Source organism: Enterobacter sp. BRE11 (assembly GCF_031844285.1).
Taxonomy (GTDB): Bacteria; Pseudomonadota; Gammaproteobacteria; order Enterobacterales; family Enterobacteriaceae; genus Pantoea.
Genome location: NZ_JAUZUX010000011.1, coordinates 78,983 through 99,221, shown reverse-complemented (window position 1 = coordinate 99,221; position 20,239 = coordinate 78,983). Strand labels below are relative to the sequence as shown.

At 60.3% G+C, this 20,239-nt stretch carries 21 protein-coding genes and 1 tRNA gene; 11 read left to right on the top strand and 11 right to left on the bottom strand.

Annotated features, from left to right (window positions below):
- Positions 1 to 6: 6 nt before the first annotated feature.
- The 5 genes from Q9R34_RS13440 to Q9R34_RS13420 all read left to right on the top strand — a co-directional run bounded on the left by Q9R34_RS13440 (position 7) and on the right by Q9R34_RS13420 (position 4,195).
- On the top strand, positions 7 to 1,308 hold the full coding sequence (locus Q9R34_RS13440) for an anaerobic C4-dicarboxylate transporter (protein ID WP_485894330.1): 1,302 nt from the start codon (positions 7 to 9) through the stop codon (positions 1,306 to 1,308).
- A gap of 78 nt (positions 1,309 to 1,386) precedes the next feature.
- Entirely contained in the window at positions 1,387 to 1,701 is a 315-nt protein-coding gene (cutA, locus tag Q9R34_RS13435) for a divalent cation tolerance protein CutA (protein ID WP_485894328.1), read from the top strand.
- Complete coding sequence (locus Q9R34_RS13430) at positions 1,677 to 3,377, top strand: protein-disulfide reductase DsbD (RefSeq protein ID WP_434124245.1); 1,701 nt, start codon at positions 1,677 to 1,679, stop codon at positions 3,375 to 3,377. Before cutA ends, Q9R34_RS13430 begins: the two co-directional genes overlap by 25 nt.
- Positions 3,378 to 3,430: 53 nt before the next feature.
- Positions 3,431 to 4,012, top strand: a complete 582-nt coding sequence (gene dicD, locus Q9R34_RS13425; protein WP_434124244.1) for a division control transcriptional repressor DicD — start codon at positions 3,431 to 3,433, stop codon at positions 4,010 to 4,012.
- A 107-nt stretch (positions 4,013 to 4,119) separates the two neighbouring features.
- A tRNA-Phe gene (locus Q9R34_RS13420) sits at positions 4,120 to 4,195 on the top strand.
- Positions 4,196 to 4,271: 76 nt separating this feature from the next.
- Here Q9R34_RS13420 and Q9R34_RS13415 read toward each other — a convergent pair.
- The 3 genes from Q9R34_RS13415 to Q9R34_RS13405 form a co-directional block, all read right to left on the bottom strand.
- Entirely contained in the window at positions 4,272 to 5,441 is a 1,170-nt protein-coding gene (locus Q9R34_RS13415; protein WP_485894325.1) for a Gfo/Idh/MocA family protein, read from the bottom strand.
- A gap of 10 nt (positions 5,442 to 5,451) precedes the next feature.
- Complete coding sequence (locus Q9R34_RS13410; protein ID WP_485894324.1) at positions 5,452 to 6,375, bottom strand: TIM barrel protein; 924 nt, start codon at positions 6,373 to 6,375, stop codon at positions 5,452 to 5,454.
- A gap of 135 nt (positions 6,376 to 6,510) precedes the next feature.
- On the bottom strand, positions 6,511 to 6,816 hold the full coding sequence (locus Q9R34_RS13405; protein ID WP_485894322.1) for a hypothetical protein: 306 nt from the start codon (positions 6,814 to 6,816) through the stop codon (positions 6,511 to 6,513).
- Positions 6,817 to 7,112: 296 nt separating this feature from the next.
- On the opposite strand from Q9R34_RS13405, the gene Q9R34_RS13400 reads away from it, so the two are divergent.
- Positions 7,113 to 8,144 (top strand): Gfo/Idh/MocA family protein, encoded by a 1,032-nt coding sequence (locus Q9R34_RS13400; protein WP_485894320.1) that lies wholly within the window; start codon positions 7,113 to 7,115, stop codon positions 8,142 to 8,144.
- 21 nt (positions 8,145 to 8,165) lie between these two features.
- Positions 8,166 to 9,050 (top strand): sugar phosphate isomerase/epimerase family protein, encoded by an 885-nt coding sequence (locus Q9R34_RS13395; RefSeq protein WP_485894318.1) that lies wholly within the window; start codon positions 8,166 to 8,168, stop codon positions 9,048 to 9,050.
- A gap of 4 nt (positions 9,051 to 9,054) precedes the next feature.
- On the opposite strand, the gene Q9R34_RS13390 is transcribed toward Q9R34_RS13395, so the two are convergent.
- Positions 9,055 to 10,068 carry a Gfo/Idh/MocA family oxidoreductase gene (locus Q9R34_RS13390; RefSeq protein WP_485894316.1) on the bottom strand — a complete coding sequence of 338 codons (1,014 nt, stop codon included), beginning with the start codon at positions 10,066 to 10,068 and terminating at the stop codon, positions 9,055 to 9,057.
- A gap of 98 nt (positions 10,069 to 10,166) precedes the next feature.
- Here Q9R34_RS13390 and Q9R34_RS13385 point away from each other — a divergent pair, with 98 nt between their 5' ends.
- The 3 genes from Q9R34_RS13385 (at position 10,167) to Q9R34_RS13375 (ending at position 12,447) form a co-directional block, all read left to right on the top strand.
- Positions 10,167 to 11,186 (top strand): LacI family DNA-binding transcriptional regulator, encoded by a 1,020-nt coding sequence (locus Q9R34_RS13385; protein WP_434124236.1) that lies wholly within the window; start codon positions 10,167 to 10,169, stop codon positions 11,184 to 11,186.
- 89 nt (positions 11,187 to 11,275) lie between these two features.
- Positions 11,276 to 12,142: a glutathione-dependent disulfide-bond oxidoreductase gene (gene yghU, locus Q9R34_RS13380; RefSeq protein WP_485894313.1), complete on the top strand. Its 867-nt coding sequence runs from the start codon at positions 11,276 to 11,278 to the stop codon at positions 12,140 to 12,142.
- 11 nt (positions 12,143 to 12,153) lie between these two features.
- Entirely contained in the window at positions 12,154 to 12,447 is a 294-nt protein-coding gene (locus Q9R34_RS13375) for a DUF1330 domain-containing protein (protein ID WP_033793244.1), read from the top strand.
- 223 nt (positions 12,448 to 12,670) lie between these two features.
- On the opposite strand, the gene Q9R34_RS13370 is transcribed toward Q9R34_RS13375, so the two are convergent.
- The 4 genes from Q9R34_RS13370 to Q9R34_RS13355 form a co-directional block, all read right to left on the bottom strand.
- Positions 12,671 to 12,985 (bottom strand): DUF5862 family protein, encoded by a 315-nt coding sequence (locus Q9R34_RS13370; RefSeq protein WP_485894310.1) that lies wholly within the window; start codon positions 12,983 to 12,985, stop codon positions 12,671 to 12,673.
- Positions 12,986 to 13,073: 88 nt separating this feature from the next.
- The gene (locus Q9R34_RS13365; RefSeq protein WP_434124232.1) at positions 13,074 to 13,436 is read right to left on the bottom strand and encodes a DUF5862 family protein; all 363 of its coding nucleotides are present in this window, start codon (positions 13,434 to 13,436) and stop codon (positions 13,074 to 13,076) included.
- Between the two features lie 352 nt (positions 13,437 to 13,788).
- On the bottom strand, positions 13,789 to 14,880 hold the full coding sequence (locus Q9R34_RS13360; protein WP_485894307.1) for a YncE family protein: 1,092 nt from the start codon (positions 14,878 to 14,880) through the stop codon (positions 13,789 to 13,791).
- Positions 14,881 to 15,007: 127 nt separating this feature from the next.
- A complete protein-coding gene (locus tag Q9R34_RS13355) occupies positions 15,008 to 15,925 on the bottom strand; it encodes a LysR family transcriptional regulator (RefSeq protein ID WP_485894305.1) in 918 nt (305 codons plus the stop codon).
- Positions 15,926 to 16,011: 86 nt separating this feature from the next.
- Between Q9R34_RS13355 and Q9R34_RS13350 the strand changes: the two genes are divergently transcribed.
- The gene (locus tag Q9R34_RS13350) at positions 16,012 to 17,088 is read left to right on the top strand and encodes a tartrate dehydrogenase (protein WP_485894303.1); all 1,077 of its coding nucleotides are present in this window, start codon (positions 16,012 to 16,014) and stop codon (positions 17,086 to 17,088) included.
- Here the strand turns inward: Q9R34_RS13350 and Q9R34_RS13345 are convergent.
- The 3 genes from Q9R34_RS13345 to Q9R34_RS13335 form a co-directional block, all read right to left on the bottom strand.
- Complete coding sequence (locus Q9R34_RS13345) at positions 17,085 to 18,413, bottom strand: glycoside hydrolase family 28 protein (RefSeq protein ID WP_434124228.1); 1,329 nt, start codon at positions 18,411 to 18,413, stop codon at positions 17,085 to 17,087. The two genes, Q9R34_RS13350 and Q9R34_RS13345, sit on opposite strands and share 4 nt — an antisense overlap.
- A 103-nt stretch (positions 18,414 to 18,516) precedes the next feature.
- Positions 18,517 to 19,332 carry a carbohydrate ABC transporter permease gene (locus tag Q9R34_RS13340; RefSeq protein WP_485894300.1) on the bottom strand — a complete coding sequence of 272 codons (816 nt, stop codon included), beginning with the start codon at positions 19,330 to 19,332 and terminating at the stop codon, positions 18,517 to 18,519.
- Positions 19,332 to 20,204: a carbohydrate ABC transporter permease gene (locus Q9R34_RS13335; RefSeq protein ID WP_434124226.1), complete on the bottom strand. Its 873-nt coding sequence runs from the start codon at positions 20,202 to 20,204 to the stop codon at positions 19,332 to 19,334. Before Q9R34_RS13335 ends, Q9R34_RS13340 begins: the two co-directional genes overlap by 1 nt.
- Positions 20,205 to 20,239 lie beyond the last annotated feature (35 nt).

The window sequence follows — 20,239 nt, the reverse complement described above, 5'->3', positions numbered from 1 at the left end:
TGACGAATGATCGTCGTTGAATTAGCGATCGTCCTGCTGGCGATCTGGTTGGGCGCGCGTCTGGGCGGTATCGGTATCGGATTCGCGGGCGGGCTGGGCGTGCTGGCGCTGACGCTGATCTGCGGGCTGAAGCCCGGCGCCATCCCCTTTGACGTGATTGAAATTATTATGGCGGTGATCGCCGCCATCGCCGCGATGCAGGTCGCGGGCGGCATGGATTATCTGGTCAGCCTGGCGGAACGACTGCTGCGTCGCCATCCGCGCTACGTTACGCTGCTGGCGCCGCTGGTAACCTATATGATGACGCTGCTGGCGGGCACCGGCCATACCGCCTTCTCGACGCTGCCGGTCATTGCCGAAGTGGCGAAAGAGCAAGGCGTGCGCCCGTCGCGCCCGCTCTCTATCGCCGTGGTCGCCTCGCAGATCGCCATTACCGCCTCGCCGCTCTCCGCCGCGGTGGTGTTCTTCGCCTCGCTGCTGGAGCCGCGCGGCGTCGGCTATATCGCCCTGCTGGCGATCGCCATCCCCTCGACGATGATCGGCCTGTTTCTCGCCGCGCTGGTCACCAACTTCCTCGGCAAAGAGCTGCATGAAGACGAGGTCTATCAGGCGCGCCTCGCCAAAGGCGAGGTGAAGCTGCGCGGGGCGAGCCGCTATGAAGAGAAGCCCGGCGCCAGACGGTCAGTGCTGCTGTTTCTGGTCGGCATCATCGCCGTGGTGCTCTACGCTACCGCCATCAGCGACGGCGTCGGCCTGATTGCCGATCCGCCGCTGCCGCGCAACGAGGCGATCGTGGTGTTTATGCTGACCATCGCCACGCTGATCTCGCTGAGCTGTAAAATCGACACCAGCGCCATCCTCAGCGCCAGCACCTTCAAGTCGGGCATGAGCGCCTGCGTCTGCGTGATGGGCGTCGCCTGGCTCGGCGATACCTTTGTCAAAGCGCACATCGGCGAGATCCAGCAGCTGGCGGGCGACTTGCTGCAGCAGGCGCCGTGGCTGCTGGCGGTGGCGCTCTTTTTCGCCTCGATGCTGCTCTATTCGCAGGCCGCCACCGCCAAGGCGCTAATGCCCGCCGCGCTGCTGCTGGGCGTATCGCCCCATACCGCCATCGCCTCCTTCGCCGCCGTTTCCGCGCTGTTCGTGCTGCCGACCTATCCGACGCTGCTGGCAGCGGTGGAAATGGACGACACCGGCTCGACGCGCATCGGCAAATATGTCTTTAACCACGCCTTTATCGTGCCGGGGGTGCTGGCGATTGCGCTGTCAGTACTGTTCGGCTTTTTGATCGGCGGCCTGGTGCTGTAGCGCGGTTACAACCGGTAAAACCTGAGGTGCGGCGAGCGTGCTATTATCCACGCTTTCCGCAACAGGAGGAGCAACGCGATGAACGCCGTTGTCATTCTTTGTACCGCGCCAGATGAAGCCTGCGCGCAAAGGCTCGCCGCCCTGGCGCTGGAGGCGAAGCTCGTCGCCTGCGTCACGCTGCTGCCCGGCGCCACGTCGCTTTACGTCTGGCAGGGCACGCTGGAGCAGGCCAGCGAAGTTCAGCTGCTGTTAAAAAGCAGTACAACGCACCAGCAGGCGCTGATGGATCTGCTGAAGCGCGAACATCCCTTTGAGGTGCCCGAACTGCTGGCGCTACCGGTTCAACATGGAGACAGTGAATATTTGTCATGGCTGCACGCATCTCTTGCCTGATCGCCTTTGCGCTGGCGCTGTTTATCGCGCTGCCGACCCAGGCGTCGATTTTCTCCCCTAACGCCAGCAGCCGCTTTGTCCCTGTGGACCAGGCGTTTGCTTTCGATTTTAGCCAGCAGGGCCGGCAGCTGACGCTCAGCTGGAAGGTCAAAGAGGGCTATTACCTTTACCGTCAGCAGATTCATGTCAGCGCGCAGCAGGCGCAGATCGCGCCGGTGACGCTGCCGCCAGGACAGCCGCATGAGGATGAGTTCTACGGCAAAAGCGAAATCTATTCGCAGGATCTTCAGGTGCCGGTGCAGCTGCGCCAGGCCGCCAGCGGCGCCAGCCTCAGCGTGACCTGGCAGGGCTGCGCGGCGGCGGGCTTCTGCTATCCGCCCGAGACGCGCACCATTCCGCTGACGCCGGTGGCCGCAGGTGCGACATTGCCAGCGCCCAGCGTCTCGCCCGCGCCAGCCGCGCCGCTGCCCTTCTCGCCGCTCTGGGCGCTGCTGATCGGCATCGGCGTCGCCTTTACCCCCTGCGTGCTGCCAATGTATCCGCTCATCGCCGGCATTATTCTCGGCGGCCAGCGCAGCGGCTCCCTGCTGCGGCTGTTTAGCCTTGCCTTAATTTACGTGCTGGGCATGGCGCTCACCTATACGCTGCTGGGCGTGGTGGTCGCGGCGGCTGGCCTGCGCTTTCAGGCGGCGCTGCAGCATCCTTATGTGCTGATCGGCTTGTCGCTGATCTTTATTCTGCTGGCGCTGTCGATGTTTGGCCTGTTCCAGCTGCAGCTTCCCGCCAGCGTCCAGACGCGGCTGACGTTATGGAGCAACCGCCAGCAGGGCGGATCGCTGCCCGGCGTTTTCCTGATGGGCGCGCTGGCGGGGCTAATCTGCTCGCCCTGCACCACCGCGCCGCTCAGCGCCATTCTGCTTTATATTGCCCAGAGCGGAAATCTCTGGGCAGGCGCCGGCACGCTGTGGCTCTACGCCATGGGCATGGGCCTGCCGCTGATCGTGGTCACGTTGTTCGGCAACCGCCTGCTGCCGAAAAGCGGGCCGTGGATGCAGACAGTCAAGCAGGGTTTCGGCTTCGTGATCCTGGCGCTGCCGGTATTTTTGCTGGAGCGCGTACTGGGCGATGTGTGGGGAGTGCGGCTCTGGAGCGCGCTAGGCGTCGCCTGTTTCGCCTGGGCTTTTTGCAGCAGCCTGCGCGGCCAGGGCGGCAGATGGCGACTGGTGCAGATAGCGATGCTGGCGGCGGCGCTGATCAGCGCGCGCCCCTTGCAGGAGTGGGTCTGGGGGACGCCCGCCGCGGCGCAGACCGCAGCGCAGCTTCCCTTCCAGCATATCGCCTCCGCGCCGCAGCTGGACGAGGCGCTGCGGCAGGCCAACGGCCGCGTCACCATGGTCGACCTTTACGCCGACTGGTGCGTCGCCTGCAAAGAGTTCGAAAAATATACCTTTAGCGATCCAGGCGTGCGTGAGGCGCTCGGTCGTTACCAGCTGTTGCAGGCGAACGTCACCGCGAATAACGCCACGGATAACGCGCTGCTGCAGCATCTTCAGGTGCTCGGCCTGCCGACCATTCTGTTTTTCGATGCGCAGGGCCGCGAAATTCCCGGCTCGCGCGTGACGGGCTTCCTCAACGCAGAGGATTTCCGCGCGCATTTGCAGAATCGGGCGCGTTGAACGACACTGGAATCCCCCGCCTCAGGCGGATGCGTAAAGAGAGGAGACGTCATTTGCAGCGTGAACAGGTACTCGAGCATGCGTTGAACGTGCTCGAAAAAAATGGACTGGCGGCGACGACGTCATTACTGCCGCAGCTGGCGGCTAGCAGCGACATGACGCTGACCCAGCTGGAAGCGCTCTGGCCCGACAGCGACGCGATGCTTTACGATGCGCTGCGCTATCACGGGCAGCAGATCGACACCTGGCGGCGTCAGGTTTTGCTCAGCGAGCAGCTTGACGGCGAGCAGAAACTGCTGGCGCGCTATCATGTGCTGAGCGAACAGGTGCAGAAAGGCCGCTTCCCCGGCTGTCTGTTTATCGCCGCCTGCAGCTTTTATCCGCAGCCGGATCAGCCGGTGCATCAGATTGCCGAACAGCAGAAACAGGCCTCCTGGCACTTCACGCACAGCATTCTGGTGGAGCTGGGGCTGGATAATCCAACGATGGTGGCGGACCAGCTGGAGCTGATTCTGGAGGGCTGCCTCAGCAAGCTGCTGGTGAAGCGTAACGTGCAGGACGTGGCGACAGCCAAACGTCTGGCAGAAGATGTGCTGCGCATCGCGCTGTGCCGCGCTAACGGCGCGCTGGCCTAGGTTTTTGCCGCTTCTGCCTGAAAAGCAGGCAATCAGTCACGTTTTCCCGCTTTTTTACTGGAAAGGCGTTGACGCGAAGCGGCCATTACGGTTTAATGCGCCCCGTTGCCCGAATAGCTCAGTCGGTAGAGCAGGGGATTGAAAATCCCCGTGTCCCTGGTTCGATTCCGGGTTCGGGCACCACAAATTAGAGAACCCAGCCTTATGGCTGGGTTTTTGCTTTTGTGCCCTTCTTCACTTATCTCAACGTTCCGCATGGCTAACACTCGATCCAGACTGCGCCCGCCTCCGCCGACTTGACGCACTGTTCCACCCAGCGCACGCCCGCCAGCCCGGCATGAACGTCGGGATACCAGAAGCTTTTCAGGAAGGCGGCGTCGCCACGATCGCTGGCGGCGAAGGCCTGCGCGAAGCGGCGATAGAGATTCGACCAGGCGTCGAACAGCCCTTCGCTATGGCCGCCGCCGATGCGATCCTCTTCCAGCGCGCGCGGTGCCAGGTAAGGCATACCGCGCTCAAGAATGCGCACCGGCTCGCCCTGCACTTCGTAGCGCAGCTGGTTGGGCTGTTCGTCCCACCACTCCAGACTCGCCTTCGCGCCGACGATACGGATTTTCTGGCCGTGCATCGACCCGCAGTTGACCGCCGAGGCCCAGAGCGTGCCGACCGCGCCGTTATCATACTCCATCATCACAAAAGCATTATCTTCCAGCGGCGCGCGCGTGGCGACAAAGCTCTGCCGGGCGCAGAGCAGGCGTTTGACCTTTAGCTGCGGCGCCATGGTCTCGGCAAGGAACAGCGGGTGGGTTGCCAGATCGCCCAGCACATAGCTGGGGCCGACGAAGCGGGGATCGACGCGCCAGCGCGTGCTGGCATTTTGCAGCTCAACCGCCTCATGGTGAAAGCCGTGAGCGAACTGCATGTTGACGATGCGGATCTCGCCCAGCATCCCTTGTGCGATCATCTCCCGCGCCTGTTGAATCAGCTGATGTCCGGCATAGCCGTAGGTCACGCCGATCAGCTTGTTTTTCTCCGCGCATAGCCGTTCCAGCTCATCTGCCTCTCGACTGGTAAAGCAGAGTGGCTTTTCACAGACCACATGCAGCCCGGCGTTGAGCGCCGCGCGGCAGATGGCAAAGTGAGTGTTATTGGGCGTGGCGACGGAAACCGCTTCGATGCCATCTTCGCGCGCCGCTTCGGCGGCAAACAGCGTCTCGTAGTCGGGATAGCAGCGGTCGGCCGCGACGCCCAGCGAGATGCCGAAGGCACGGCCGCGCTCGGTATCGATATCAAAGGCGCCCGCCAGCAGTTGAAAATTGTTGTCGCGCAGCGCCGCCGAGCGGTGAATATAGCCAATCTGGCTGGTGCCGCCGCCGCCGACCATGCCCCAGCGCAGGGCGCGATCTACCGCTTTTGTACCGTTAATCATCGCCTTCTCCTTAAAAACCCACGGATTTGAGATAATTCAGGCTGGCGCTGACGTCGCGCAGGCTGGTGCTGGCCTGGCGCGGATCGCGCTCCTGTTCCAGCGTGATCCAGCCCTGGTAGCCCTGTTCAGCCAGAAAGGCGCGTACCGCCGGATAGTCGATTGCCCCCTGCCCAATGGGGCACATTACCCCTTCGGCGCAGGCGCTAAAAAAATCGATGCCGCGCGCCAGCACATCGCGCCAGACCGCATCATTAACGTCTTTGAAATGGAGATAGTCGATGCGATGCCAGTAGTGCCGCAGCGCGGCGATGGGATCCATGCCCGCATAGTAAAGATGCCCCGTATCGAGGCAGAGCCCGGCGACCTCATGCGGAATATCCCGCACCAGCTGCGCCAGTTCGTCGGCGAACTCGATGCTGCCGCCGGCATGCGGATGGATCACCGGCCGTACGCCGTAGTCGCGCCAGGCGATCTCGCTGATTTGTGTGATATGGCGCATCAGGCGCTGCCAGTCAGCCGCCCCGAGGCGCGGCGCGCGTTCAGACTGGCCAGCCAGCCGGGCGCGCTCGGGGTTGCCGAAGTCAATGATGACCAGATAAGGCGCGGGCGCGTTGTTGCCATGGTTTTTTTCAGCGGTGGGAATGCGGGACAGGGTGTGGCACAGCTTACGCGTCAGGTCGACCATCGACGGGAAATGCGCTTCGCTGACCAGGTCGTCAAACAGCGTGGCGGCGACGATCGAGAGGCCGTGCTGGTTCAAGGCGCGGCTGAGTACGTCAGGGTCGCCAGGCAGATAGCGCCACGGGCCCAGCTCTATACTGCGGTAACCCGCCTGCGCCGCTTCGCGCAGCACCGTCTGCCAAGGCGGCAGAAAGGGGTTATCGGGATTATCGACGCCCCAGCTACAGGGCGCGTTGGCGATATGGATGGTCACGATAGCTCTCCAGGCAGGGACATTTACCGCGAGTATCGAATATATTTTCCATATCAAACAACCGTGGAAGTTTTATTCTTTGATAGCGATCATAGTAATTCTTATCCTCAAAATGAAGGAAATTTATCATTTAAATCAGTAATTAACTGATTTATATATTTTCTCCGATGATAAGCTCGAAGGGCAGAATGATCCGTCGCGCTCGTTCTGACGCTCAGCGCAAAGCCGCACCGCGGCGGTCATTATCTCAATGTTATCACGCAGCATCAGGGTGATGCTCCCGTCGGTAAGCGCCAGTTCACCTTCCTGCAGCGGCCCGTGACGCATTAGCATCACTCTGCGCCGCACCGGTTCGCGCAGCGATTGCGCCGCCTGCTCAACCGCATCGATGCCGTGGGTAACGAAAAACGGCTTGATGTCGGCAGGCGCGTGCGGCCGCAAGAGACCTCGCGCTTTCGCTATCCTGACCGCTCAAGCGCGCCTGCCTGACCTTTTGATAAAACAGCGCGCGCATAAATTTGATCCTCTTCGCATAACGAAACATTTATTCCTAAATGATTTTCATTCGGAAAAAACATTTGCTAGAAATCCTCCTCGATCCGCCATCGGTAAGGCTGATGGAATTCCATCAGTAAAAGGTTAGAGAGGGCAGCCTCAGGCTTTCTATAGTGAAAGCCTGACGGAGGCAGCGGCACGCCGCAGCTGGCCATTAACAGACTAAAAAATATGGAGTTGTTATGTTTCCCTCTACCCTACCTGCTCCGCGCCTGCCCGATGCGCACCACATCCCTGTGCTGCGCTGGGGTATTGTCGGCCCCGGCTGGATCGCCGATCGCTTCGCCAGTGCCCTGTGTCATCACACCCATCAGCAACTGGTCGCGGTTTCATCGCGCAGCCATGACAAGGCACAGGCGTTCGCCGACAAATGGTCGATTCCCCATGCGTGCGGTGGCATTGATGCCCTGCTGGCACGCGATGACGTCGACGCGATCTATATTGCTACGCCGCATAACCACCATTTCCCTGACGGCCTGCGCGCGCTGCAGGCAGGGAAACATGTGCTCATCGAAAAGCCGCTGGCGCTCAACGCGCAGCAGGGCGAAGCGCTGCAGCAGGCGGCTCAGCGCGCGCAGCGGCTCTGTATGGAGGCGATGTGGTGCGACTTTGCGCCGAAATATGACGTCATCCGCCAGCTGCTGGCAGATGGCGCGCTGGGCGACGTACACAGCCTGATCGCCGATCACGGCGAATTTTTTACCCCGGATCACCGCATTTTCAACCCCGATCTTGCCGGCGGGCCGATGCTCGATCTCGGCAGCTATCTGATCGCTTTCAGCATCCTGGTGGGCGGCGCGCCTGAACGTATCGTCGCGCAGGGCGAACCTGCGCCGGGCGGCGTCAACGGCCAGACCTCAATGCTCTTTACCCATGCGCGCGGCATGCAGTCGGTGCTGCACACCACGCTATTCAGCAACACGCCGGGCACCGCGGTCATCGCGGGACGCGACGCCACGCTCTACCTTGACGGTCAGTTCTATGCGCCGGGCAATTTTCGCCTCGTCTCCAGCGATAAGCGCCAGACGCTGCACTGGGAAGAGCCGGCGAATCGCTATCAGCAGCTCAGCCATGAGATTGACCACTTTGCCTGGTGCGTTGGTCAGAGCCTGACAGACTCGCCGGTGCGCTCGCTGGCGACCTCGCTGCTGACGCTGCGCGCAATGGATGAGACGCGTCGGCAGATCGGCGTGGTATTCAACGAAGAACGCTAACTAAAGCCAGGAGTCATAAAAATGAAAATCGCTTTTGACGTGGATGTAATCAGAGATATGGGCATTACCCGCATGGTGCATCAGGTAGCTGAATGGGGATACCGCTATATCGAGCAGTCGCCTCATCCGCAGATCAACCCTTTCTATAAGCACCCGAAAGCCAGCCGCGAAATTATGCGCGAATATAAAAACGCGCTGAATGCGACCGGCGTGGAGATCTCGTCGTTTATTGTGGTTTATCGCTGGTCCGGTCCGGACGAGCTGCGTCGTCAGGCGGCGGTAAAGAACTGGAAGCGCATGATTGAGATTGCTGTGGAGATGGGCGTGCAGGTGATCAACACCGAGCTCTCCGGCAACCCCAACGAGCCTGAGATTTGCGAAGAGATGTTCTACCGCTCCATGGAGGAGCTGCTGCCGATTTTCGAACGCGAAAATATCCGCGTCGAAATCCAGTCGCATCCGTGGGATTTTTGCGAAAACAGCAACGAAACCGCCGACATGGTGAAGTCGTTCCGCAGCGACAACGTGAAATATGTCTACAGCGTGCCGCACACCTTTTTCTACGACAACGGCAAGGGCGATGTGCGACCGATGCTGGAGTATGCCGGTGATGATCTTTCCCATGTGCTGATCGCCGATACCATGAACCATACCAAGCACTGCCGCTATATCGTTAACCCGCCAGGCGTAGACGCGACTATCCACCAGCACGTCGGCGTCGGCGAAGGCGAGGTCGATTTCGATACGCTGTTCCAGACGCTGCGCGAAATGGACTTCGCCAACCGCACCTATAAAGTGGGCGGCGAATCCATTATCGCCTCCGCCCTGTTCGGCTATCCGGAGAAGATGAAGACGCAGGCGGTTGAGACGCGCGAGCTGATCGAGCGCGAGCTGCTGAGCCGATAGGCGATTATGCCAGCCGCTCGACCTGGACGAAGCGTCCGCTGGTCAGCGACTCGCACGCCGCCTCGGCAATGGCCTGCGCCTGCAGGCCATCCATCAGGCCAGGCAGCTCCGCCACCGTTTCGCCGCCAAGATGGCGCAGGAAGGCGTCAAGCTGAGCGTAGTAGGTATCACGCACGCGGCTGAACCAGTCCGGGAACAGCCCGGGCTGAGTGATGCCGCTTTGCTGATAAAGCGTCGCGCCGCGCACTGCCTGCGGCTCCGACGCCAGCATGCCTTGCGATCCCACCACGCTGATGCGCTCGTCATAGCCGTAAGCGGTACGTCGGGTATTATCGAGCTGCGCCAGCGCGCCGCGCGTCAGCCGCATAATCAGCACCGAGGTGTCGACATCGCCGAAGTCGCGTAGCGCGGGCTGTGCCAGCGCCGCACCCAGCGCACCGACGGTTTCAACCTCGTCGCCGGTCAGAAAACGCAGCAGATCGAAAAAGTGAATGGCCTGATCGCGCATCTGTCCGCCCGACGCGCGCAGATAATCCAGAGGTGGCATTTCAGAGGCGCGGCACACCATCTGAATCAGCTCCGGCGCACCGATGGTGCCCTGCTGAAGCGCCTGCTTCAGCTGCTGGTGGCTGCGATCAAAGCGCCGGTTAAAGCCGACGGTGACCGGCACCTTCAGCGGCGCAAGGCTCTCCACTACCGCACGCGCCTTCGCCAGCGACAGATCGATCGGCTTTTCGCAGTAGACCGCCTTACCCGCGTTTACCGCCTGCGCCAGAAAATCGGCGTGCGTCGGCGTCGAGCTGGCGATCAGCACCATATCAATATCGTCGCGGTTAAGCGCCTCGCTGAAGTGGCCTGCGCGCGCATCATACCGCTGCGCCAGCGCCTCGGCGCGCGCCGCGTCGAGGTCGCACACCAGCGCCAGATGCGCGCCTGGATGCGCCGCCAGATTCGCCGCGTGCACCTGACCGATAAAACCGCTGCCAATCAGGGCAACGCGTTGAGTTACAGGGGACATTTCCGATCTCCTCTTCACAATTCGGGATAGCTGACCTTGTCAAAATAGCCCGTTCTGGCAGGCTGGCTGAATGCGGAAATTGATGGAATCCACTCAGCATGAAGCGAATGACGCTCAGTAAGCTGGCGCGTGCCGCCGGCGTTGGCGTAGCAACCGTAGACCGGGTGCTTAACGATCGCGGCGGCGTGTCGCCGGCGATGACCCGACGAGTGCTGGAGGCGGCACGTACGGCGGGGCTTAACCGTATCCTGCCGGAAGAGCACCGCCAGCCGTGGCAAATCGAAGTGATCCTCAGCGGCAATGACGCCTTTTTCTTTCGCCAGCTGGCGCAGGATTTTCAGCAGCTGGCGGACGCGCTCGGCTATCGCCGGCTGCGCCTGCAGCGCACCTTTATCGCCGAGAACGCACCGGAGAAACTGGCGGCGCATATCCTCGCCAGCAGCCGCAAAATGGACGGGCTGATGGTCTTTGCGCATGAACATCCCGCCATTTATCAGGCGCTCAGCGACTGCAAAGCGCGCGGCGTGCCGGTGATCACGCTGGTTTCCGATCTGCCCGACGCCGATCGTCTGCTGCACGTGGGCATCAATCAGCTGCAGGCCGGGCGCACTGCCGGGCTAATGATGGGCAGCATGCTGACGCGCGCAGGCGAGGTACTGATGATCAGCGGTCGCGTCGACTATCGCGCCCATCGCCAGCGCATCGACGGCTTCCGCGACGTGCTGCAGCAGCGCTTTCCCCACCTGGCGCTGCGCGAAGCGCTGGCTGGTCTGGAGGATCGTACCCGTATCAGCAAGCTGCTGGAGAAGGCGCTGGTGACCTCCCCGTCGATTGTCGGCATCTACAATACCGGCCTTGGCAACAGTGAGATTTCCGAAGCGCTGGCGCGCCACCGCCGCGAGCGCGATGTGGTTTACATTACGCATGAGCTTTATGCCACCACACGCCGCCTGCTACAGCAGCGCACGCTGACCTTAACGCTCGACCAGAATACCCAACGTCACGCCCAGCTGGCGCTGAACCTGCTGTTGCAAAAGCTGGAAAAAGGTGGCGATTTCGCTACCTATGCGGATGGGCGCGTCGATTTTATGCTCTACACCCAGGAGAACGTCGATTAGGTAACGCCAGCAGGGTTAAACCGCAATCATTCGCCCTGCTACACTCAGAGACGTCTGGCACATTCTCATCAACAAGGCGAACCCACACTATGTCGGAAAACAGTTATCAGCCCGCAACAGTCTGGAAATGGGATCCGGAAGCCAAAGGCAACGGCGCAAAAACCAACCGTCCCATCGCAGGCGCAACCCATGAAAAAGCGCTGCCGGTCGGCAAACATCCGCTGCAGCTCTATTCGCTCGGCACGCCCAACGGGCAGAAAGTGACGATCCTGCTGGAGGAGCTGCTGGCGGTCGGCGTCAAAGAGGCGGAGTATGACGCCTGGCTGATCCGTATCGGCGATGGCGATCAGTTCGGCAGCGGCTTTGTTGATATCAACCCTAACGCCAAGATCCCGGCGCTCAGTGACCATTCGGTGAATCCGCCGCAGCGCGTTTTTGAATCCGGCAGTATCCTGCTCTATCTGGCGGACAAGTTCGGCCACTTCCTGCCGGACGATCCGGCGGGCCGTACCGAAGCCCTCAACTGGCTCTTCTGGCTACAGGGCGCCGCGCCCTTCGTCGGCGGCGGTTTCGGCCACTTCTACCACTACGCGCCGGAGAAAATCGAATACGCCATTAACCGCTACACGCTGGAGACCAAGCGCCTGCTCGACGTGCTGGATCGCCGTCTGGCGGAAAGCCGCTTCCTTGGCGGCGACGCCTACACCATCGCCGATATCGCCACCTGGCCCTGGTTCGGCGGCCTGGTGCTAAGCAACCAGTATGGCGCGACCGAGTTCCTCGACGCGAAATCCTACAAAAACGTGGTGCGCTGGGCGCAGGAGATTGCCGAACGCCCGGCGGTGATCCGCGGACGCAAAGTGAACCGCGTGATGGGCGATCCGGCCGACCAGCTGCACGAGCGCCACGACGCATCCGATTTTGACACTCAAACCGAAGACAAACGTCAGGCGTAAAGGAGCCCGCAATGAGCGCATATGTCATCTTTATTCGCGACAAAATTACCAATCCTGAAGAGTTCGCCATTTACGGCGAAAAGGCAGGCAAAGCGCGCGGTGACCACCCGATAACGCCGCTGGCGTTTTATGGTGCGCTGGAAACGCTGGAAGGGCCGGAAGCGGACGGCGTTGTCGTGCTGGAATTTCCGACGGTAGAAGCGGCGCACGGCTGGTATGACAGCCCCGAATATCAGGAAGCGAAACAGCATCGCCTGAAAGGTGCGGAGTACCGCGTGGTGCTGGTGCAGGGCGTAGAGCAGTAGCAGCGTATCGGTAATATGCCTGAATAAGCCGTAGCGGTCAGGCTACGGCTTTCAGGCTAACCTGCAAAAAATAAAAAATCCGTAACGCGGAAAGTTACGGATTTTATTTATTATATGCGCACGCTGACAGCTATCTTAACAGCCTAAATAAAAATCCAGCTCATCAAACGAACAGATAATAAGACTGATGGACTATACATCTGTCAGCGCTTTAAGCCCGGTATTAAACGATCGCCGTGCTGCCGTTAGTACCATAAGTCTGACGGAAGTCAGCGGCATAGGCGGCAACGGTCTCTTTACCCCACAGCGCGCCCATCACGGCGCAGACAACCGGGCCGATCACGCCGCCCAGAATAGCCCCGACGCCTTGCGCGACAGGGCCAAACACTGCGCTACGGCTGGCGCTGCCGCCGACGGTCACGCCTGTCGCCAGGCCCTCAATAAGGCCCCAGACGGCGCCTTCCACTGCATCGCCCAGCGAAGAGACGAATTGCCCGCCACTAACCGCATTCATTTCAATCAGAGATAATTCACGCATCATCAATTTCCTTATATTAATAAACAATTGTTGAGAGAAACTTCATTAAACCATTTTTAATGAAGAGGATATGGCGCAATATTTTCCGCTAGCTGGAATATTGCTTCCGGATATCAGCCGCATAGGCGGCGACCGCATCTCTCCCCACCATCGCACCCATAATCGCGCCCGCTACAGGGCCAATGATACCGCCTAATATTGCGCCGACGCCCTGGGCGATGATACCGAACACGGCGTCACGACTGGCGCTTCCACCGACGGTAACGCCAGTTGCCAATCCGTCCAGTGCGCCCCAGACAATACCTTCAAAAAAGGCGTTGACCTCGTCGGCTGTTGCCGCAGCACCACCACTCACCGCACGAAGTTCATATTGCTCTAGCGTTCTCATTATTTTTACCTTGCTAATAAATTTAATTTTAAAGCACTGCAATTCCGGAAGTATAAACCCCATTGGCGCGATACCCTACCTCATCTATTTGCCGGAAAAAATAGTAAAAACATCCATTTTCAGGAAACATTCAACTATCGCGCCTGAAATTTTCAGATAGCGTAAGATTAATTATAAAAACAGACTCTGTTAAAATTAATAAATACCCCAGCTTAACCTGCCGCCCTGTTTTTACTCATTAAGATCGACATAGCTTGTCGCGCTAAAAAATTATGCTTATATAACATCGCTGCTAATAATAGAATCTATTCAGGCAGGCAGAACAAGAGAATATTTGTTAACTTCTGGCGAACAACTAGCCTGATAAATTGCGCTTAAAAATGAATAAGGCGGCCGGTGGCCGCCTTTATTAGCGTCAGTTCAGCTGAATGCGCGCCACGCTGTCTGGCCCTTTGCTGCTGTGATCTTTATTGAAGCCCTGCTTGATGGTGACATAGAGCGTCTGCCCATCCGGCGTGACCAGCAGGCTGTTAGGATGCCCCTCGAACGACCAGCTGTTTTTCACCGCATAGGTGGTAGCGTCAAGCTGCAGCACCTTTTGTGACTCACGCTGGCTGATATAAATCTCGTTGCGCGTCGCGTTGAATTTAATGCCCAGCGCGTCGCCGTCAATGCGTTTGATCACCCTGCCGCTGCGCTCGTCGAACACCAGCGTGGTTTTCGTTTTCGAATTGTCGGTGACAAACAGGCGCCCCGTCGCCGGATCTTCCGCCATATTCAACAGCAGATAGGCTTTGCCGTCGCCTGGGGTCAGACGCTTCTCAATCTTATGGCTACGCGGATTGATCACCAGGATCTCGCCGCTGCCGTTTGCGGCGTAAATGCGATCCGTGACCGGCGAATAGATAATGCCGGTGACCCATTTGCCGGCGTTCTTGATGCGCGCTTTCAGCTTCATGGTCTGCGCGTCTACCACCCAGATTACGCCCGGATCGCCCACGCCGCCGATATAGAGCTGGTTGTTATGCAGGAGAATCTCGCGCGCGCCGAACGGGAAGCCCTTCTCATTGCGCTCGCTGAACAGGGTGCGCGCCAGCACTTTGCCTTTTGCCGGATCGATCTTCGAGACGCCGCCGTCCAGCGTGTTGGTCACGTAGAGCAGGCTGCCATCTTCGTTCATGGTCATGCCAAAGTTTTTCAGATCGGTGTAGCCTTTGCCGGTGGTCTCCAGCGTGGCGGGATCGAGCCGATAGATTACGCCTCCGCTGACATCCTTAAAGGCGTCGGCGCTGGCAACGTAAAGCGCGTTTGCGCCCGGCACGTAAGCCATCTCATACAGGCCGAAGCCGAGTTCGCGCTGTTTCACCGCAGAGGCGACAGGCTTCGCGGCGGCGGCGGTGGCGGGCGCCTCGGCTTTTTTCGCCGGTGCCTGACAGGCCGTCAGGCCGAAAGCGGCGGCGATCGCCAGAGCAAGCGCGGCGTTGCGTGGACGGAACAGAGATTTCATGCATGACTCCCTTGGGAAATGAAGCGCCTCCGTTCGGCTCAGCCACCGCGGCCAGCGCTCAAAAAGAATGAGAATCATACTCATTAACAATCAGACTGTAAACGTCATCCTGAAGCGGCCATCCGCCTCACTGCGCCTGTTTTAACCGCGCCTGCAAAAAATCCACGAAGGCGGTAATACGCGCGGGAAGCTGCCGCTGCGCCTGCCATACCGCGAAAATATCGCCGTCGGGTGCCTGCCAGTCGGGCAGCACGTGCAGCAAATCGCCGCGCTCAACGGCGTGCCGCGCATCCCACCATGAGCGCAGCAGGATACCGTGGCCATCCAGCGCCATGCGCATCGCCACCTCGCCGTCGTTGGTAAGCAGGCTGCCGCGCACCTTCTGGCTGACGCTCTCGCTGCCCTTCACAAAGCGCCACAGGGTGAAGTCGCCTTCATGCTGGCGCAGCAAAATGCAGTTGTGCTGCGCCAGCGCATGGATATCAACCGGCAGGCCGCAGCGCTCGGCATAGGCGGGCGAACAGCAGAGAATGCGCGGGTTGGCGCGCAGCCGACGCGCCACCAGCCTCGAATCGGGCGGCTCCCCGACGCGCACGTCAATATCGACGTTAGCGTCAAGAAAATTGAGCGGCTGGCTGCTGAGCTGCAGCGACAGCGCCAGCTCGGGATGCAGCGCCGCAAACGCCGAGACGCAGGGCGCGACGTGGCGGCGGCCAAAGCCGAACGACGCGTTGATACTCAGCGTGCCGCGCAGCACCTGGGTCTGGCCGCTCACCGCCTCTTCCAGCGCCGCCAGCTGATCGAGCAGCGGACGCGCGCCGTCCAGATAGCGCCGCCCTTCCGCCGTCAGCTCCAGCCGCCGCGTGGTGCGCTTCAGCAGCTGCACGCCGAGCCGACGCTCAAGCTGGCTGAGACGCTTACTGACCGCCGCCAGCGACAGGCCGAGATCGCGCGCTGCCGCCGTCAGGCTGCCAAGGGTGGCGATGCGCACAAAAAAGGCGAGATCGTCGGTGGATGTGCGGGATTCTTTACTTTGATTCAACATTGGCTTGCGTTTCAGGCTAATTATTTCCCACTGATGCAAAGTTATACTGCGCAGACAATTCGAACATCAACCCTGTGAGGTGCCCTGTGTCTGAAAAAATCCATCGTATTGCCGTCATCCCCGGCGACGGTATCGGTAAAGAGGTGATGCCGGAAGGCATTCGCGTGATGAACGCGGCGGCAGAGAAGTTCGGCATTACGCTGCGCTGGGAGTGGTTCGACTTCGCCAGCGCCGACTACTGGCAACAGCACGGCAAGATGCTGCCCGACGACTGGTTCGCGCAGCTGAAAACCTTTGATGCGATCTATTTCGGCGCGGTGGGCTGGCCGGCGATCGTGCCGGATCACGTCTCGCTATGGGGATCCCTGCTGCAGTTCCGTCGCGAGTTCGATCAGTACGTCAACCTGCGGCCGGTGCGTTTAATGCCCGGCGTTAAGGCGCCGCTGGCGAACCGCAAGCCGGGCGACATCGACTTTTACGTTGTGCGTGAAAATACCGAGGGAGAATACTCCAGCGTCGGCGGCACCATGTTCCCCGGCACCGAGCGCGAAGTAGTGATCCAGGAGACCGTAATGACGCGCGTCGGCGTCGACCGCATCTTGAAGTTTGCCTACGAGCTGGCCAACAGCCGACCGAAAAAGCACCTCACCTCCGCCACCAAATCCAACGGCATCGCCATCACCATGCCGTACTGGGACCAGCGCGTCGAGGCGATGGGCGAGCACTACCCGCAGGTCAGCGTCGACAAGTACCATATCGATATTCTCACCGCCAACTTCGTGCTGCATCCCGACTGGTTTGACGTGGTGGTGGCCAGCAATCTGTTTGGCGATATTCTTTCCGATCTCGGCCCGGCCTGCACCGGCACCATCGGTATCGCGCCCTCGGCCAACATCAATCCCGAACGCACCTTCCCCAGCCTGTTCGAGCCGGTGCACGGCTCCGCGCCCGACATCGCCGGTAAAGGTATAGCGAACCCCATCGGCCAGATCTGGTGCGGCGCGATGATGCTGGAGCATCTTGGCTATAAAGCGGCAGGCGACGCGGTGCTCGACGCCATTGAACGCTCCCTGGCGCAGGGCGAATGCCTGACGCGCGATCTGGGCGGCGAAGCTAGCACCAACGCGCTCGGCGCGGCGATCGCCGCGGCGCTCAGCGCCTAGTCGATCGCGAAAAGTTCTGGATTCCAGCCTGGCGGTAGCGGTTCCGGCCGCTCAACCGCCAGGTGATGCCAGCGCAGATTCTCGACGCCGCGCGCAAAAAGCGCGGGCAGGCCGCCAGGATAGCGCGCCACGCCGAACGCCTCACCGGTGGCAGGATCGAGCTTATAGGCGTTATCCAGCCCCATGCCGGTCGGCGCGTCGGGGTTGCACGGCGGCCGAATATCAAACTGCCCCTGCGCGCTATCGCGGCTGACCACCTGGCGCAGCTGCACATCGGCGATCAGCACGTCGCGAATGTCGCCCGGCCGGGCGGCGTGCAGGTTGATCGCCCCTTCCGCTACGCCACTCGCCTGCGTGAACTGCAGCTGCTCGACTCGCCCTGGCCGCACTGCCGGATCGCGCGGACGCACCGACACAAACAGCGGATCGGCCTTGCCCCAGTGGCACGGTGGCGCGTAGCGGCAGACAAAGGTCAGATGGCTGAAGAGCAGCCGCCGCATCGCGCCGCCGTCGCGCGACAGAATGCCGATACCGCGGTTGGAGTCAAACAGGGTGCAGTTGGTCACGGTGACATCCTCGATGTCGTCGAAGGTTTCAGTACCGATCTTAAAGGCGCAGCTGTAAGAGCGCAGCAGGCAGTTGCTGACGGTAATCTGACGCGCGGGGCGTCGCAACGCGTCAGGTTTCAGGGTGGTTTTGATGCAGATGGCGTCATCCGCCGCGCTGAGGTAGCTGTTGCTGACGAACACCGCCTCGCAGCTGTCGATATCGAGCGCGTCGGTGTTGGGCATCGTCATGGCGTTATCGACGGTAAGGCGATCGATATGCACATGGCGGCAGCTCACCAGATGCACCGTCCACATCGGCGCCTGTACGATGGTGATCCCCTCCAGCGTCACCTGCTCGCACGCTTCGAATACGATGATGCGCGGCCTGTCGGCGTGCGGCAGCCGGTAACCCTGCGCGTCGCGCTCGGCGGCGAACCAGATTTCCCCGTCGCCATCGATGCAGCCCTTGCCGCTGATAGTGAGATTGCGCTGCCCAAGGGCGTAGAGCAGCACGTTATGCGACTTTTCGGCGCTGCTCAGCGCCTGAAACGGTTGATAGTCAGCGCGTCGCTGGCTGGCGAGCAGCACCGCGCCTGCCTCAAGGTGCAGCTCAAAATGGGAAGGCAAATTCAGACAGCCGCTGCGGTAGCGCCCGGCGGGCAGCGTCAGGCGACCGCCGCCCGCGGCGGCGATCTGGTCGATAGCGCGCTGTAACACCGCCGTGTCCAGGGTTTCGCCGTCGGCGGCAGGATGAAAATCAGCAAGGGAAAGGTGCATGATGCGGCTCCAGCAAAAGTGAGAGGCAGAAATTGCAGCACGCTACGGCGCGGCAAACCTTTCTCTCGCCGCCACTACGCCGTTTCGTGCGGGATATCACAGATTATTTGACGGCCCCCTCAGTGACGCCGCTAATAAACTTGCGCTGGAAAATCAGGAACACCACCACCAGCGGCAGGATCACAATCATCGCGCCCGCCATCAGCACCGGAATGTCGATGGTGTTTTTGTTTTGAAAGAACATCATGCCGATCGGCAAGGTGCGCAGCTCATCTTTGTTTACCAGAATCAGCGGGATCAGAAATTCGTTCCAGGTCCAGATAAACAGCAGCAGTCCCAGCGTCGACAGCGTCGGCCAGATAGCGGGCACCAGGATGCCCCAGAGAATTTTGATCCGCGACGCGCCGTCCATGACCGCCGCCTCCACCAGCTCTTTCGGCACCTGCTGGAAAGCGCTGGCGATCATCAGGGTGGTAAAAGGCAGCGACAGGGCGATCTGCGGTAGTATCAGCGCCAGATAGGTGTTGGTCAGCCCCATCCAGCGCAGCTCGTGATAGAGCGGAATGATAAAGGCCTCGCTCGGCAGCACCATCCCCAGCGCCAGCATCGCCGCAATCGCCTTTTTGCCAGGGATCTTCAGCCAGGCGAAGCCGAATCCGGCCAGAATGCCCAGCAGCACGCTACACAGCACCACCGGGATCACCACCAGCACCGAGTTGAGAAAATAGACGTTGAAATGGCCCTGCTGCCAGGCGGTGAGATAATTTTTGAAATTCAGCGAGGCGGGCAGCGTGAACACCCCCTGAAACAGCTCCATCTGGGTTTTGAATGAGGTCATCAGCGCCATCAGAAACGGCAGAATAGTCATCAGCGCCACGATCCAGATTAGCGCGCGTGAAATCACCGGCGTACTTCGCATCAGTAACGCTCCTTTAAGGCCAGATGGATCGCGTAGTTAATCCCCAGCACAATCAGCATGCTGAAGACCGCCACCGACGAGGCGTAGCCGAAGTAGTGCAGGTCAAAGCCCTGCTTATACATAAAGATATTGGTGACCATGGTGGAGGTGCCAGGCCCGCCCTGGGTCATGACGTAAACCAGGTCGAAGGCTTTCAGGCTGGCGATTACCGTCAGCAGCAGGGCGATGCGCAGTTCAGGCCTCAGCCCCGGCAGCGTGATGCGCATAAACTTCTGCCGCCGCGAGGAGCCGTCAAGATCGGCCGCTTCCAGCAGCGACGGATCCATACGCTGCAGGCCCGCCATAAACAGCACCAGACAGAAGCCGAAGAAGTACCAGGTCGCCACCAGCCCCACGGCGGGCAGCGCCCAGGTAAAATCGCCAAGCCATGACATCGCCAGCTGCGGCAGCCCGACAGCGCGCAGCACCTGATCGATCGGCCCGAACGCCGGGTTATAGAGCCAGCGCCATACCACGCCCAGCACCGCCATCGGCATGATGTAGGGCAGAAAGAAGAGGATACGCAGCACGCTGCGTTCGCCGTTGCTGCGGGTCTCATACAAGAAGCTGCACAGCAGCAGGCCCACGCCGATTGGCAGCAGCGTATAAAACAGCATCAGAATGGCGTTATTGCCCAGCGCAATCCAGAACACCGGATCGCTGAACATGCGCAGATAGTTGCTGACGCCACTGAACACCGGCAGCGAGGTGCCATCCCATTCGGTAAAGCTGATGCCCAGCGAAGCGAGCAGCGGCAACAGCAGGAAAACCGCGTAGATCAGCACTGCAGGCAGAACATAGAGAAAATTACGCCAACCGCTTAGATTCAACATAACCGTACTCGTGGCTCAGAACGCTCAGGCCCGGC